At 57.4% G+C, this 15560-nt stretch carries 14 protein-coding genes; 8 read left to right on the top strand and 6 right to left on the bottom strand.

The window, feature by feature from the left end; translation table 11 throughout:
* Positions 1–227: 227 nt before the first annotated feature.
* From DUPY_RS16275 to DUPY_RS16245, 7 genes are all read left to right on the top strand, one after another.
* Positions 228–1373: a site-specific integrase gene (locus DUPY_RS16275; RefSeq protein ID WP_070249450.1), complete on the top strand. Its 1146-nt coding sequence runs from the start codon at positions 228–230 to the stop codon at positions 1371–1373.
* 55 nt (positions 1374–1428) lie between these two features.
* The gene (locus DUPY_RS16270) at positions 1429–1800 is read left to right on the top strand and encodes a hypothetical protein (RefSeq protein WP_141749571.1); all 372 of its coding nucleotides are present in this window, start codon (positions 1429–1431) and stop codon (positions 1798–1800) included.
* A 7-nt stretch (positions 1801–1807) separates the two neighbouring features.
* Positions 1808–4726 carry a MobF family relaxase gene (mobF, locus tag DUPY_RS16265; RefSeq protein ID WP_070249448.1) on the top strand — a complete coding sequence of 973 codons (2919 nt, stop codon included), beginning with the start codon at positions 1808–1810 and terminating at the stop codon, positions 4724–4726.
* Positions 4727–4762: 36 nt separating this feature from the next.
* On the top strand, positions 4763–5107 hold the full coding sequence (locus DUPY_RS16260; protein ID WP_141749570.1) for a hypothetical protein: 345 nt from the start codon (positions 4763–4765) through the stop codon (positions 5105–5107).
* 236 nt (positions 5108–5343) lie between these two features.
* Positions 5344–6051 carry a hypothetical protein gene (locus tag DUPY_RS16255; protein ID WP_070249446.1) on the top strand — a complete coding sequence of 236 codons (708 nt, stop codon included), beginning with the start codon at positions 5344–5346 and terminating at the stop codon, positions 6049–6051.
* A gap of 386 nt (positions 6052–6437) precedes the next feature.
* Positions 6438–7772: a hypothetical protein gene (locus DUPY_RS27960; protein WP_167359075.1), complete on the top strand. Its 1335-nt coding sequence runs from the start codon at positions 6438–6440 to the stop codon at positions 7770–7772.
* 107 nt (positions 7773–7879) lie between these two features.
* A complete protein-coding gene (locus DUPY_RS16245; RefSeq protein WP_070249444.1) occupies positions 7880–9631 on the top strand; it encodes an ATP-dependent nuclease in 1752 nt (583 codons plus the stop codon).
* A 132-nt stretch (positions 9632–9763) separates the two neighbouring features.
* Here DUPY_RS16245 and DUPY_RS16240 read toward each other — a convergent pair whose 3' ends face one another.
* Together DUPY_RS16240 and DUPY_RS16235 are read right to left on the bottom strand one after the other, a co-directional pair.
* Entirely contained in the window at positions 9764–10339 is a 576-nt protein-coding gene (locus DUPY_RS16240) for a DUF4755 domain-containing protein (RefSeq protein ID WP_070249443.1), read from the bottom strand.
* Between the two features lie 72 nt (positions 10340–10411).
* Entirely contained in the window at positions 10412–11221 is an 810-nt protein-coding gene (locus DUPY_RS16235) for a hypothetical protein (RefSeq protein WP_070249442.1), read from the bottom strand.
* 178 nt (positions 11222–11399) lie between these two features.
* Between DUPY_RS16235 and DUPY_RS16230 the strand changes: the two genes are divergently transcribed.
* Complete coding sequence (locus DUPY_RS16230) at positions 11400–11816, top strand: helix-turn-helix domain-containing protein (protein ID WP_084640746.1); 417 nt, start codon at positions 11400–11402, stop codon at positions 11814–11816.
* Positions 11817–12073: 257 nt separating this feature from the next.
* Here DUPY_RS16230 and DUPY_RS16225 read toward each other — a convergent pair whose 3' ends face one another.
* From DUPY_RS16225 to DUPY_RS27955, 4 genes are all read right to left on the bottom strand, one after another.
* The gene (locus tag DUPY_RS16225) at positions 12074–12949 is read right to left on the bottom strand and encodes a helix-turn-helix domain-containing protein (protein ID WP_070249441.1); all 876 of its coding nucleotides are present in this window, start codon (positions 12947–12949) and stop codon (positions 12074–12076) included.
* Positions 12950–13324: 375 nt separating this feature from the next.
* On the bottom strand, positions 13325–13933 hold the full coding sequence (locus tag DUPY_RS16220) for a hypothetical protein (RefSeq protein WP_141749568.1): 609 nt from the start codon (positions 13931–13933) through the stop codon (positions 13325–13327).
* 244 nt (positions 13934–14177) lie between these two features.
* The gene (locus DUPY_RS16215; protein WP_070249439.1) at positions 14178–14672 is read right to left on the bottom strand and encodes a hypothetical protein; all 495 of its coding nucleotides are present in this window, start codon (positions 14670–14672) and stop codon (positions 14178–14180) included.
* A 252-nt stretch (positions 14673–14924) separates the two neighbouring features.
* A complete protein-coding gene (locus tag DUPY_RS27955; RefSeq protein WP_141749567.1) occupies positions 14925–15242 on the bottom strand; it encodes a hypothetical protein in 318 nt (105 codons plus the stop codon).
* Positions 15243–15560 lie beyond the last annotated feature (318 nt).

Raw genomic sequence — 15560 nt, 5'->3', positions numbered from 1 at the left:
CATAACGCGATCTTTTGCGTAAGGCTGATGCCCGCCGCGATCATCAGCGCGCTCTGATCTGGCAAAACGCTGGCGCGTAGGCCGTTGAAACCAAAGGGGATTTTCGAGAACGTTTTTCCGAGGCCCAGCGCGCGGCATTTCGAAAAATCATTCTCGCCGCGCGACAACCCCTGAGCCCGCCCTCACTGGCCCGCATACATCGTCGGGACCAACATGACGGAGACAGCATGATCGAGAAGAAACCCAAATACATCACCCAGCGAATCGGCCCGAACGGCGTCGCATACCAAGCAGATTTTCGAAAGAAGGGCTTGGATAGAATTCGTCAGACGTTCTCAACGTTAGCAGAAGCTGAGAGGTTTATCGAGGAGTGCGAGAATCGGCATCGCGAAGAAAAGGCTCGCGTGTTTGATCCATTCATCTCGCTGCCGCCAAGTGGAAATTTCAAAGACGAGCTCTTGCAGACGACCCTCGCGCTGTTCAAAAAGAGCGACTCATTCTTGCCGCGCCATGCTTTCATCATTCCCACCGTCCTCAAACACGTCGGCATGGTGACGATCGGCAACCTTGGCGCCCATTGGATACGCTCACACATGGCGAAGATGCTGAAAACGCGAGTGCAGCGACGCGAGAAGACCTATGTCGCATCGACGATCGTCGGGCATTTGAAGCTGGTGAAAATCGCGATCAACTGGCGCGCGAAGCAGCTTGGAGTTCCGGCGCCGGAATTCGCGCTCGACAGCAAGGTCCTGCCGGTGGGTTGGGATGTGGAGCGCGCCCGTCGCCTCGAGTTCGGCGAGGAGCAGGCGCTCATGAATGAGTTGCGCGCCTACGCCAAGCGTGGCGGCGAAAACGACCGGGTAAGGAGGTATCAAGTCCGCCTCCTCGTGAGGCTCGCGATCGAGACGGGCGCCCGACTTCAAGAGCTCGTCAAAGCCGAATGGAAACACCTCTATCGCAGTGAGCCGCAGTATCGCGTCTACGCGCGACACCTTGATCGCTGGCGTATTTGGGCTTTGCACACCAAAGCCAAAAAAGCGCGCAGGGTTCCGCTTTCGCCGACGGCGATACTGATCGTGCGTGTTCTCAAAAAACTCGCGGATCCAAACGATCCACGCGTCTTCCACCGGCTGGGCAAACCCAGCAGCATCTCCGCCACATTCCACAGAATTGTTGCGAGGGCCGGGATCGATGACTTTCGCCTGCATGACCTCAGGCATGAAGCTATTGCGCGCATGGTCCTCCATCCCTATTGCTATTCCCCGAACTACTTGATGGACATTGTCGGCCATGCCGAATACAAGACTTTCCGCCGATACCTCACCGTCCGGGATAGCGAGATGAATGACTTCATGAGACGCGTGCGTTCCTGAGCCAACAGTCTGGTGAAGGCCCTCCATCCCCGCATTCATGGGAGGGAGGGCCTTCATGCCAATTGACGAGCAAAAGAAGAAAGCGTCCAAGAGCGAGCGAAACCGGCGCGAATATTTGAGGTCCAAAGAGGAGCGCGACATCGTTCTGTTCCGGCTCGATCCAGGGGGACGGGAGGCATTGGACAGGGCCGGCAAAGCGGCCGGACTGAGCCGCGCCGCCTTCGCTCGCATTTACCTCATGCCCCTCGTCGGAGTTCTTGCCGAACACGCGCCGGCGATCGAGGCGGCCAGGAGAGTTTCCGGCCAAAGCTTGCCCACCTTCCTTTCTCGAGCGCTCGACCAAGCGCTTGCTCCGCCGCCGCCCGTGGAAGACCATTCGGCTGACTTGCTGGCCCAAGAGTTCCAAGATCTATTCGGCGTGCGTTAGCGCCCCCATGCTCTCAATCACGAAGATCAACTCGACCGCCAACCAGTCGAAGAAAGGACAGGCCTCGCAAGGCTATCTGCACTATCTCGGCGGCCCCAACGCAAGCACGCGGCAGCGCGGAGATTTCGACGACTACGCGCGCGGTGGCGGATCGGATGGGCCGGCGCCGTTTTGGGCGTGCGGCGGAGCCAGTCTGCTCGGACTCGCTGGCGCGGCAGAAGCAAAACAGGTCGAGCGCCTCGCGCAGGGATTCCATCCCTTGACGGGTGAACCCCTCGTCAAAGGCGCGGGGTCCGGGCATGTCATGGGCTTGGACATGACCTTCTCCGCGCCCAAGGACTTCTCCGCCATCTTCGCTGGCGCCGACTCGGCCACGCGCGACGCGCTGGTGGATTGTCTGCATCAGTCCGCTCGCGTGGCGTTGGGATACGCCGAGACTGCCGTGGTCACGCGCCACGGGCGCGATGGCGGCATCAGGCGCATCGCCGAGGCCGCGATCGCCGCTTGCTACACGCACTTTGCCAGCAGAGCCTTGGACCCGCAGCTCCACGTCCACGCCTTCATGTTCAACGTCGGCAAGCGGAGCGGCTCGAAGGAATGGAGCGCCTTGGAGCTTCGGCCACAGTTCGAGCGCAAAATGGCGACGGGCATCCTGTTCCGCGCCGAACTCGCGCACCGCCTTCGCCGCATGGGTTTCGGCATCCTTCCTGATGGGCCATATTTCACGCTGGAGGGGATCGACGAGGCGCAACGCGAGTCGCTATCCACCCGAAGCAAGCAGATCGCCGATTACCTCCGCGATGCGGGGGGCGGAGCTGGCGCGAGCCCAGCCGAACGCGAGATCGCCGCGCTCAACACGCGCTCGGCAAAATCGGAGCCAAGCCTGCCGGAGCTGATTGGCCGCTTCGAGGAGAAAGCGGCAAGCATAGGGATCACGCCCGCGTCCGTCGCAGCCATGCGCGCGCCCAGGCCCGAGCAGGCTGAGCCGTTCGCCATCGACCACGCCGAGTTGCTTGTCGAGCTCACGGAGTCGCAGTCCTGTTCCACGCCGCAGGAAGCCCTCGCCAAGATTTGTGAAAAGGCGATGGGCCATTGGAGCGCAGCTGAGTGCTTGGCCGAGCTTGATCGGTTCATGCTGCACGAGCATGTCATCCAACTCGGGCACACCGGGCTTCTGACGCCGGTGTTCACGTCGAGGGCCACCAGGGACATGGAGGCTGACATCAGCGCCAAGGTGGGCGCTGGCAAAGCGAGCATGTGTCACCGCCTCTCGGCCCAAGCCATCGGCGAGAGATTCGACGACCTTGAAACGCAGCTTCGCGCGAAGCTTGGCGTCGATGTGTCGCTTGCCCAGCAGCGCGCGGCGGCGCTGCACGTCGCTTGCGAGACCGGCGTCCATGCCTTCGTGGAGGGATGGGCCGGCACGGGCAAGACGACCATGCTCCAAGCGCTGGGCTCGGCCTACAAGCAATCCGGGTTTGAGGTCTTGGGCTGCTGCCAGTCTGCGGCGGCGGCTCAGAACCTCGGCAGGGAGACGGGCATCCAGTCCCGCACAATCGCGAGCCTCCTGCTATCGCTCCAGAAAGGCCGCATGAAGCTGAGCGCCAACTCGATCCTCTTCCTTGACGAGGCGGGCATGGTGGGCTCGCGCGAGTTCGCGGCCCTCCAACACGCGGTCCTCGACGCCGGAGCCAAGCTCGTTGCCGTCGGCGACCCCAAGCAGTTGCAGCCGATCGACGCGGGGGGCATCTTCGCCGCCCTCATGCGTGAACATGGCAAGGCCGAGATCTCCAACATCCAACGCCAACGCACGGACTTCGAGCCGCTGTTGGCGTGGCTCGACGCCAGGGCCACGCGCAGCGATGGTGGGCTATCCGTCGGCCAAGCCCAAGCGCTGCGGGCAACCCCCGAGGACGCGCGGCTCGCCGCGATCGAAGCTATCTGCTCCACAGACGCCAAACTCTCCCACGCATTCAGCCGATGGCGGGACCGTTATGACTTCCAGTGGATGCGCGAGGCGGTCGAACTCTTCGCCACGGGCGAGGCCAAATCCGCTTTGGCGCTGCTCGACGCCCGTGGCCGCTTGAAGCTGATGTCAGGCCAGGAGGAAGCCTATGCGGAGCTGATATCCGCATGGTCAGCCGATCGGACGCCCTTGCGCGATAAGGCGATCGTCGCCGGCACGCGGGCCGAGGTTGCGGAGCTCAACCAACGCGCGCGCCAAGAACTGATAGCCGCCAACCACATCGACGCCTCGCGGGAGATCGAGGTCGAGATCGTTCACCGGGATGAGACGACTGACATCAGGCGCTTCGCGCCGGGGGATCGGATAGTGTTCACCAAGAACGACAGGCCGCTCGGCGTCGCCAACGGACTCACGGGCGCCATCCGCGACATCGACATGTCCCGGATTGGCGGCCCTTTGATCGCTGTCGAGTTGGACGCGCCGAACGAGCGCGGCGATTTGATCGTTCATATTCCCGCCTCCTTCGGCCGCTTCGATTTGGGCTTCGCCTTGACCACCCACCGGGCGCAGGGGCGCACATTGTCGTCAGCGCACGCCTTGGTCAACCCATCGATGGGGGACCGCGAATGGAGCTATGTGGCGGCGAGCCGATCGCGGTTCGCGACCACGCTCTACGTCAACACCGCGCTGCTCGACATGGTCGATCATGAGAGCCACGCTCCAAGCGACGCCGAGCCCAAATCGCACGATGCCATCATCGACGCCTTAGCCTCACGCATGCGACGCAGCCGCCCCAAAGGCACGTCGTTGGACTATGCCGGCGCGCCTGATGCCAGTCCGATCGCGCCCAACAAAGCAGGACCGCCATCGCCGGCAGGCCAGGCATGGGCGGCGACTAAAAAATTCTTCGTCGGCCTGCGTTCCAAGGCATTGGCGAAAAGCCAAGGACTCTCGCGCTGACATCAGTCAATGTTTGACCACCATGAGGGAGACGGCATGAACGAAAAATCAGAAGAGCAAGGATGGGATCGCTCGCAGCTCACGTTGCGGCTGCCAAGCGCTAGGCTCGCGCGCTTGCGGGCGCTAGCCAACAAAATGGGCGGACATGCCACGCCGACGGACGCCGTCGTGCATGCGATTGACACTGCCGCAGCCCACCTCGACGCCTCGGGGCTCGACGCGCGGCTCGACGCCATTGAGGACGAACTAGCTGTCATGTCTCAGGACCGGCGGCGTGACACCCATCGATTGGAATCCGCGATCCGCGCTATCGGACATAGCCTTGGCGAGCTTCACTCACTGATATCAGAGCTCGCAAGCCAAGAGCCGGACGAATTCTGATTCGCCAGGCCATCAAGTCCAAGCGGCTTGACATGAATATTGCGGCGGACGCTCTTTCGAGTTACCATATTCGGAAGGCGCCCGCCTAAGTTCTGGTCAGCTTGAAACGGCAGTTTTTGCATCACCCTTGCATCGCTTCCACGCGTCTAATTTTTCCGGCAGCTCGATCGCAACAAAACGACCAGTGCGTTCGAAACGAAACACCTTTGGAAATTTTTTGACTCTTGGAGAAACCTATGACTACGCTCGTTAGTTCGACGGCTTATGCCGTCTCGAAATTCATGGCCTCATCCGGCCACACCATCAAACGTTCCCACATCAGCGAAGTCTTGTCTGCCATGCTTGGCTACGAAACTTATGCTGCCCTTGTCGTGGAAGAGAGCGATGACCAATTGGACTACCATTTGGGCGACGCCGAAATGCTGGTCTTGAACCAAGCTGCGGCGGAGCAGCGCGCCAACTCGCTTGGTATCACTGCCGTTCCCTTGCTCCTCCAGACATGCATCTCCGCGATGCAAGGCTCAACAACCACCCCTGTATATAAAGATCTGGGCCATTTCTATGATTCATACGGTCGAGAGGCGTTGATCGACACGATCTCGTCGTCGGACGACGTGTCGGCCGCGATGTCTGAAACGAACGCCTACTTTGACAGCGACCCGGAGCTTCCCGAAGAAACACCCGCCACCACGGACCTATGGACCGAGCGCGACTCATGGAGCATCGAGGCGCGTGGGGAAATGCAAGGCAGCCACGATGTGGAAAGCGATCGAATGTTTGCCGGAAATATGTTGAATTGCTTTGCAAAGCTGACCTTCAACAAAGCAGGCCGAGCCGGGTTGATTCTAGACAATAGCGAAGCTTATGGAGGCGTGGACGACAGTTGGCGAGCGGACGATCGCGACGACGAGGCGGACTACATGGAGAGCTTAGCTTTCGAGTAAGCAGCCAAGGCTTGACGTGTTGACACGTCAACCAAGCGGTGCGCCTGCGGTGTGAGACCGCTGGCGCACCGCCGAATTGGCGGGCACCGCGCTTGCACCGCGAAGCGATGCGTCGGGTATATAACTCTTCAGCGGCTTGCAGATTGCCGGCTCGTGCAGGCTTGCCGTCGCCCGCCGGCCACGTCTTCAATACGCTTGAGCTGCAGCCTGATGACTACAAAGTCCACACATACTGGCATCACGAGAATTTTGCATGGCCTCGAACAATACAACCATTCTCTCGATGATGAACTACCGATGAAGGTGGACATGAATGCGTGTTCAAGATATTCCTGGCCATCTTTGCAGGACGCTTACAATGGCTGAGTTGACTGAGGAGAGTAGGAATGGATCGATGGTATATGAAGCCGAAGCGGTTTGTCGGAGAGATAGCGTTCGAAGATAAACGCGTGGCTGTAAAATTTTCAGTTGAAGTTTCAAAGACGGGTGTAGCGAAATTAGTCTTGGATCGAATGCCGTGGGACGTGTCTACGAAGTTCATCCCAAATGCTTTTTACGATCAAAAAACGGTCCTGCGATTTTTCAACTTCATCCTGACGGGCACAGCAAGAGACGGTTCGACATTTCACAGCGCCAAGGTCAATATCAACTCGCTGCGAAGTATCTCCTCTGACACTGCTCCTTCCAGCATCAAACCCGTTTTATGGTGTTCGGAGTGCAAAATTAACTTGCCTGGAACACCGGTAGCTAAGCCCTGTGTGAAGACGCTCTTGCGTGGATTTGATAGCATTCAAATCGTCTCGGCTGTTTGTAGTTTGGGCTCCTTAGAACTGCGTGGCCCAGCGAAATTGAAGGCATCGGAAAAACAGTTGCTGACAGGCGCGCTGGTCATCGAAGGATTAGAGCACAGCTTAGACTTTGCACCATGGCGGGAAAAGGTGGATGCCTTGTTTAAACACGTCCGGTCCGTCATGTCCTTCGCGCGGGGTGAGCAGTTAGCCGCGCCGATCGTTGAGACAATTTGGAACGGCCGAAAGGAGTTGACGGTGAGGATGGTGAGCAACCAAGACGGGCGCGGCTCCGGAGCGTTCACGCCATTCGATTATGCGCCCATCTTTCGTCAGGCCGTGGCCTCCTATTTTTTTGAACCGAGGCGCGCGAAAAAAATTGGCGTCGCGATCGAATGGTTCACGATGCCTGCCGGATATCGCGAAGCAAAGCTAACCTCGGCCATGACCGTCCTTGAAAATTTGCTCACCACAAATTTGCAGCCAGGTGACCTCACGCTCCGGCCAAAGAGGCAGTTTGAAAAGCTGCGCGATGAGATCTTGACGGTTGCACGCCGCCAGCTTGAGGACCTGAACATGGAAGAAGAAGCCATCAATGCCGAGGTGGCCGTGTTGCGTCCCAAGCTGAATGATCTGAACCGCAGGACGCTAAAAGATAAGATTCATCTCTTGGCCAATCGATGGGGCGTGCCTATGCATGGCATCTCTGACGAAGCATTAGGCAAGGCAAAGCAGGCGCGCGACCACATCGTCCACCGAGGCCAATATGAACCAAAAGATCCTTCGGAAAATTTAATGGACCACGTGCGTCTAACACGGGAGTTGGTCGTTCGATTCGTGTTGGCCGCGCTGGAATTTGAAGGCTCATATACCTCTCCCATGACAGGGGAGCACGAGCAGCCGTTCAAGGCATTGCCAACGCAGACCGACTAATTATGGAATATTTGAATCGACGCCGTTCGCGGAAACTGGAAACATTGTATTGACCGAAAATTACAAATAAATTATATTCAGGAAACTTTAAGCACTGGGGCGCATGTATGCAATTGACAGAAATCAGGATTAGGAATTTCCGCACAATTCGCCAAGAGCAAGTCATCCCGCTTGACAAGGGCATGACCCTGGTCGGCCCTAATAGTAGTGGGAAGACAAATATTTTGCGTGCCATCCAGATGCTTTTTACTGGGCAGGACAATAACTTGGGTTATAGCCGCGATCAGGATTTGACTTTCGGTGAGAGCCAAAACAGGACCAGCATCACTGCGTCTTTCTCGGGGGACCCTGACGGAATAGATAAAGCCTTATACGGGGCGATTGATGAGCTGCATAAACTTCAAGACACAGAACGTCAGAATAACGACCTTTCTTTGTCGCTTTATTTTAATGAACAAAATACGCCAGTCTACAGCTTTTTCCCCAATACCAAACGGCCGACTGAGGGCTCAAAAAAAACCCAATATTCACGAATCCATAAACAGCTAGTTTCGGACGTCCTCACGTCTTTTTGCGTCTACTACGTTCCCTCTGCAAAAAACATCCGGCAGCTATATGAAGATTTGCTTGCGCCCTTCCTTCGTAGGTTGGCCGCCAAGGCTTTGGAGCCGCATGTCGCGGCCGTCCAAGAAACCCTAAAAGATGTAGCCGATAGCCTGAACGAGCAACTAGGACTAGCAGGCTTGGACAATCTAAAAACTTCGTTCACAATCCCTGGCAATTCGTTAGAACGGCTGCTAACGAACTTCGATTTCTTGCTCGAAGACCCTTCCAAGACCCCGTTGTATGACAAGGGCATGGGCATCCAAGCCACTGCGCTGCTGGCGTCGTTCATGTGGGTCACCAAGGAACATGCGAAGCAGGGTAAAAATGTCATATGGCTGCTGGAGGAGCCAGAGTCGTATCTCCACCCGGAGCTGTCCTCAGCATGTCTGCGATTGTTGGGCGACCTCAAAAAAAACGCATTGCTTGTGAAATCGACACACGCGTTGAACTTTGTCCCCCAAGATCCTCAAGAGGTGCGAGGCGTGCAGTTTCTTCCGCAGAAAGCAGAGGGGCAAGCGCCCAAGGAGGCGGCGGACGGCGGGAAGAAGAAAGCTGCGCCAAAAGACGTGAAGGAAGCGCGCTATCAGACTGAGGTGTCAACCTTCAAGACCTACACTGACGCAACAAGCAGGTTGCGCCAGTTTCTCGGAGTGCGATTCAGCGACTTCTACAACCTGGGAGTGCACAATGTATTCGTCGAGGGCCAGACTGATCGTGAAACGCTTCAATGGTATCTTGGGTTGCCCTCCACGCAAAAGCATGCTTGGCCAAAACTTAGGTCCGCTCACTTTTTAGATTGGTCAGGAGTCAAGCATCTCGGCGGATTTCTACGCGCCGCTTATCCATTCATACAAAAAGAACGCGCTTGCGTAACGCTCTTCGATGGGGACCTCGCGGGGGACCTGGAGCGCAAAGCTCTTCAGGGATACTTCGGGAACATCGATGTGCCATTCCAACCCAATCGCGATTTTGTAGTGGTCAGGGATCGCTATGCGATTGAAGGGCTTTTCCCGGACGAATGGATCATCGACATTCATAATCGACACGATAAATGGTTCAATGATTTCTCGGTCGATGCGGCTAACGCCCTTCAGCCATTTGACATCGTCGATAAAAACAAACAGCAGGTGTTGGCTGAGCTCAAAAAATTTGCGGAGGCTGCCGCTGACGAAGCATGGCAATCCAGACTGAATGTTGTTTGCGGTGCTATCGAAACGGCGCTTGATCTGCAAAGTAAACGTCTCGAGAAATAATTCAACGTAGGCACTCCCTAAGCTGGTTCCTTGTTAAGTTCTCTTTGGACTAACGACGGAAGCCTTGACTTGTTTTCCAGTCGGGGAGTGTTTTCAGTTATTGAACTTGTAATGTAAGGCGTTGCAGGCAAGTCATGCAGCGACGCCGCCCTCGCTTAACTCTTGCCTCAGTATCTCAGCCCATCGAGCGCGGTCGCTGGCGTCAAACATCGACACGCGCCACTGCGGATGTTCGATGTCTCGCATGGTGAGGAATAAGCCAGTTTCACGGTCCGCTTTCATCGACGCGGCAATGTTCTGCGAGCCTGCGGCGATGGTTCCCACGCCTCCAAAACCCACCGCGCCCCCGGTCCGGCTCACTTTTCGCGCATCCCATTCGCGCACCTCATCGTATCCATAGACCTTCGACTCCCCGCTAACCGACAGCGATATCTTGCGAGTGTTCGGATTGAGCACGATAAGGGTGTCGCCTTCTTGGTGCGCGAAACGCGCCGAACCGGCAGGAACGCCAATCGCTTCGTAAGCCGCCGCGAAGAGCGCTACCTTCTTCGCGCGTCGCGCGCTTAGGGTGCGGAAGGTGAGCGCCAGCGGCGTGAACGCGATCGCCAGCGCGATCAATGTTGTGATCGAGCTTTCGGCTTGCAAGGCTGCAAACGACGTGATCATCGCGAAGATGATCGAAAAGATGAACCTCAGAAACATTCCCATGTTAGCTCCTTTTGAAATATCAAAAAGCGCGCCATCGAGCAGCGCGCTGTGTGGAATCTGCCTATCGGCTTTTCACTTGTTCGCGAGGTTCACAAACCAGAGCCGTTGGTCACCATCCAAGGGGCCGCGATACCCCATCTGCAAGAACAGTTCGCCGAAGAGATAGCCGCCATTTTGATAAAGCGAAATGGCCTCCGGGGTTTCCAGCGGGATCAGCTTTGCTGGCACGCGGGGGCCCGCCGTCCGGAGTTGCTCAGAGCTGATCGATACGGGCGCCATGAGGTTCCGGTAATTGCGCATCGCCCCGATTGTCAGGCGTTCGCCATCGAATTTGAGGTCGCCATTGCACAAGACCACGCCATCGACTTTCTGCGACTTCTTGTCGGAGAACCAGATGACCGCGTCGAACTTGATGCACTCTGGCGGACGAACCATGTTCGGCGACACCGATCCCGGTTGTTGGCGCAGGTATTGAATGTTTTGCGACGCCGCCAGCGTCTCGGAGTAGTCGAGCATTCGGATGCTCACGCGAGGCCAATAATCGCCCGGCCGTGATATGGGGCGGTTGGTGAACAGTCCGGCCAACGCTGTGTCCGCAATCCGCTTGCCCGTCCAACGCGGGTCGGCCGGACGCGGTGCCTCGACCATGACGTTCTGAGCGTTGATCGCCGCCATTTTGCCAAGCTGCGAGCCCTGCTGGTCCGTGAGGCCGGGTTGCGCCATGGCTTGGCCGCCAGCGGGCTTGTTGAGCGCCGCGCCGAAGGCGTTGAATGCCTCCTTAAAATTCGGCTGTGCAAGCGAGCCGTCGGACTGGGCGGCGCATCCGCCCAGGGCGAGGATGGCGCAGCTGAAAATGAAGCTCCGTATGCTGAGTGAGTTCATGTTTGCTTTCTATAAATGAGATTTTTCGAGGACGGCGCCGAAGTTTTCTGAGGTCTTCGTCACATGTTCAGCGCCAGTGTAAAACGAATACTAAACCAATTTGGTTGACACTCAACCTTTAAAGTCCTTAAAAGTTATTAGCCGGGTATCCACCATTCAGGTTGATTTGAGGAGACCCATGTTTTACTACTACACATACGACGGAAAGCCGCCGGCGACATCGACCGACGCCGAGGATCGCGGGGCCTTCCTGCGCAAGGCGATCGGCCATGAGATTGGCGCGGCTAGGCAACGGGCGGGTTTGACTCAGGAATCCGTCGCCGAACTGCTCGGCATTGGACCGGAAGCCGTGTCGCGAATGGAGCGTGGCGTGGGCTCTGTCACCGCCGAGCGCCTCGTCGTCCTGGGCGAAATGTTCGGGTGCAGCAGCGCCGATCTTCTTCTTGGCGCCAGCGACTCGCTGCCGGATCAAGCGTTGCTCATCGCCGAGCAGCTCGCCAAGCTCGAAGCAGCCGACCGTGATTTGGTCGTCGATTTCGTCAAGACGCTCGCAAGCCGCTTGGAGCCGAAGAAGCCCGCCAAATCCAAGCGCTGATATCAACCAGTTAGGACCCGCCTTGGCACGCCGATATCAGCGAGCAATCCACACACGCAAATTACATGCGCGCGTCGCGCGTGGCTTGAATCCATGCGACAACGGATCAGTATTTAAAAAATGGGAGCACATTAAGGCGACGCGGAGCTGTCGTGCTTGAAGTGGCTAGGCCTGCCTGCGGTGTCGGGCGTGAAGTGGACGGATAGGATTTTGGGGACGCGGGCCAGTTGAACGATACTATCCGCCAGCCCTTGATGCTAAGTCTGCGGCCGGCCAGCGTTTGGCATGGCCGCCGCGCGGGCTCCTGCGTCGTCCCATAGCAACTTGCGCAGGGCGCTCGGCTGCATGCCCGCCGAGATCTTGAACGATCTTGTCATGTGCGACAGGTCCGAGAAGCCCGTCTCGACAGCGATGGTTGTGAGGCTGTCATCCGAACCCAGCCGGTCGGCGGCCCTGAGCATGCGCGCGGCTTGGCGCAGCGCTTCGGCGGTCAGTCCTTCGGCTCTAAGCTTGCGTTCCAATGAACGCTGATGGCAGCCAAGCTTGCGGGCCAGCTCAGGGACCGGCATCGAGCCCTCGCGCTCAAAAATCCAAGCGGCCTCCGCAGCGGCCGAGCCGCGCACGCCAAGCAGCTCGGCGACGGTTCCTAGGTCGGCCCGAGGCGGCGCCGCCAGCTTTGCGTTGCGGCCTACGAAGGACAGCAGTCCGTCGAACATCGCGAGGGTGCCGGCGCGACAAGGGCCTGGATCGGGGGCGCGGACCAGCATTTTCCGCTGGGCCACCACAGGCGCGCTCTCGCCTTCGCTTGGCATCGAGACGTTCGTCCGCACGGCGATCCCCGCCGAAGCATTGTAGGCGTTGAATCCGGCGATCACTGCGGCGGGCGTTGTCAGCCGGCTGATCGTTCCAACGCCGGGAGCCAGGTCGGTGAAAAGAAACTCACGGATGGAGCTCTCGATCTGGCCTTCGGTCATGCCCTCGGACGCGCGCGCGCGGCCGGCCGCGTTGTAGCGGTGATATGGGAGGTGGCCGTCGATGATATGGACAACCGTCGAGACGAAGCGCGAGATGGGCGTCCAGCCTGCGCGCCCTTCGAGCGCGTGGACGACGACATGATATGCGAGCGAGTTCATGCCAAGCTTCGGGCGCTTTCTTCATTGGGGTTCTTGAGCGTGGCTCGTGGCCGGCAAAAACGACTCCGCCGCGAGATCGCGGCGGGCTGCTTCGACGAGGCGCGTGTAAGCCGCCAGCATGTCGGAGTGCCGTTTCCTTTTTTTATATTACAACAGGCAACTAGGCGAAGGTTGACGGCCGCCGCTATGTGTTGTTCGCGGCCGGATTTTCCCTGCGTTGTCGCATGGATTCAAGCCAGCGTCAGGCGAAGCGGATACATTCACCGGTCCACTTGGGATTTCGGAAGCCACAATCCGAGATTTCCTTAGCGCCAATAGCTTGGCCTTATCAGAGCTCTTCCGAGAGACTCATAGTGGGTCCGCAATCGCAATCATCTAATCGCAGGTTGTCAACGGAAAGTGAGCTGGAATTTCGACAGTGCTGAACCCTGCTGGATTGTTGTTCCTCATTACCAATTTTGGGGCAACAATAGCTCTCTTTTGATCAGATCCGATAAAGGCTACATGGTTGGTCCTCTCCGTGGCGTTGGCGCACCTAAAATAATTGTTAAAATCCATAGCCAACGCGATTTTATAAAGATTACCTTTTCGATTCCCATCGTCCCGCGTTTGATGCTCGATGAATGACACAAACGAAGCCATATTGACGATGACCATAGTCATGGCAAATGCGTGCTTTTCATCAAATTTAGTCACCCTCCATATCAAATGAGCGAGGACTAATAAATAAACGATGATCACTGGCCAAAATGCCCAACTCGCGATCGTCATAGCAGTGGCCGCCGTCGTGGTGTAGGGAAATGCAGAGGCATCTTGCCGAAAAATTGCGTTGACCTCTTCCCCGGCTTGACCGTGAGCGAGGTAGCTCACTAATCCGATGGCACCCAAGCCAAAGACTTGCGCTGATTTAAATCGATTAACTTCGGGCAGGCAAAACGATTCGACAAAAATAGCACAGGTGAACAGACTTACGGCGATAGTCACGAATACGCAGAATACTAAAGTCGTAGCCGGAAGAATCTTGAAATAGTCGAAAGCCATTGCGAAAAACAATAGGGCTGACGTGAACGAAGTGCTGACCTTTAATACAAAGGGATAGCCGCTGGCTGGCCCTCCAAAGTAGCCCCTAATATTTCCTATGAACCTCGACCAAACTGCTTGGACGGCTGCGGAAGAAAATCTGAACCTAACTGCCATTTCTAGGTGACCTTTATGAATGTTGGAGTGCTTAACGCCGACTTTGGCTAGCACTCTGAACGTGAGCGGCCGCGTCTACGCGGGAGGCATCCCCGGCGAAATTGTTGTCGCGGTAGCGCGCGCTGAAGTCTTCGAGCAACGCGATGGTCGTCATCTCATCGGCTTGCTTTGCAAACCCCTCAAACGCGGCTCGCGCTTCCTTCCGAGTCGCGATGTCCAGCTCAGGCTCACGGAGCTTCGCTTCCCAACGGGCGATCCTGTCTGCGGTATGCAATTGCATGGTGCGGATCGAAGCGCTGCGGGTCTGTAATGTCTGATAGGCGCCGAGGGGTTCTTCAAGCCAGCAAAGAAGCTCGGCGCGCTCGGCGTCGGTCAGTGGCAAACCCTTGCGTTCATAAGCGAGGTCGTCAATCAGCCACCACTGGAACAAGTGACCGGCGGCGCGGTCTGCGCGGTTGAAGTCGAATGCGGTCGCCTTGGCGAGTTCGATCAGCGCTTGGTCCTTGATGGAGATCGCAAGGCCCAACACCGGTTCCAAAAAACTGCCACGCTTGCATCAGCTTCAAGGGCTCGGCCGGATCGCGCAGCTTGACCGAATCCAAGTAGGCGCCGACGGCGCGTTGCCCAAGCTTGTGGGGCAACTCGATCTGAGTCTCGCTAGAGTGGCCCCTGTTCCAAATCCTTCCGATTTCCCACGCCAGATCGGCGTAGCGCGCGCGGCGTCTGCTCGGAGCGGAGCCTCCACTATTCGATGACCTCGGCGTCGATCTGTCTAGCGTCAGGGAAGTGGACCTCGTTGCCGCCAAGTCATGAAGCGGTGACCGACGATTTCGGCCACGCACCCGCGCCGCTCATCATCAGTTAAAGCATCCACTTCGAGGATAGCGGATTCCAAAGCGCCGGAAAGTTGCCGCCCATCCAATACGCCGACATTAGCTTCTGCTTCGACGATACGCTGTGAGATCAGTGTGACGACGACTATGGTCATTTGATCTTTGACATCAGTATGGGGCCTTACGCGCCAAATATGCCCCATTGACAAACCTTCAGACGTTAGAGATAAAAAAAATCGATCACTCATCGAAGGAGGATTCATGCAAACCATCACAGTTCAGCTTTGGCATATCGCGCTTTTAGTTCTAGGGGGCGCTGGTTGTGGCGTGTGGATTTCACGTGGCGTAAGCATAGCCAGCGGCAAATCCGACAACAAAAATGAGCAATGGGTATTTCGGTCCATCGTGCCCACTGATTCCGGTTCATCGTGCCCAGCGATTCCGGTCCATCGCGCCCACCCATTCCGGTCCATCGTGCCCAGTTTGATGGGGTGACCGGAATCACTGGTCACGATACCGGAATCAGTGGGCACGATGCCGGAATGGCCGGTCACGATACCGGAACGGTGTCGTAGCACGCC

Source organism: Duganella phyllosphaerae (assembly GCF_001758785.1).
Lineage (GTDB): Bacteria > Pseudomonadota > Gammaproteobacteria > Burkholderiales > Burkholderiaceae_D > Rugamonas > Rugamonas phyllosphaerae.
Note: the sequence above shows the minus strand (reverse complement) of the source record. Positions and strands in the feature narration are given on the sequence as shown.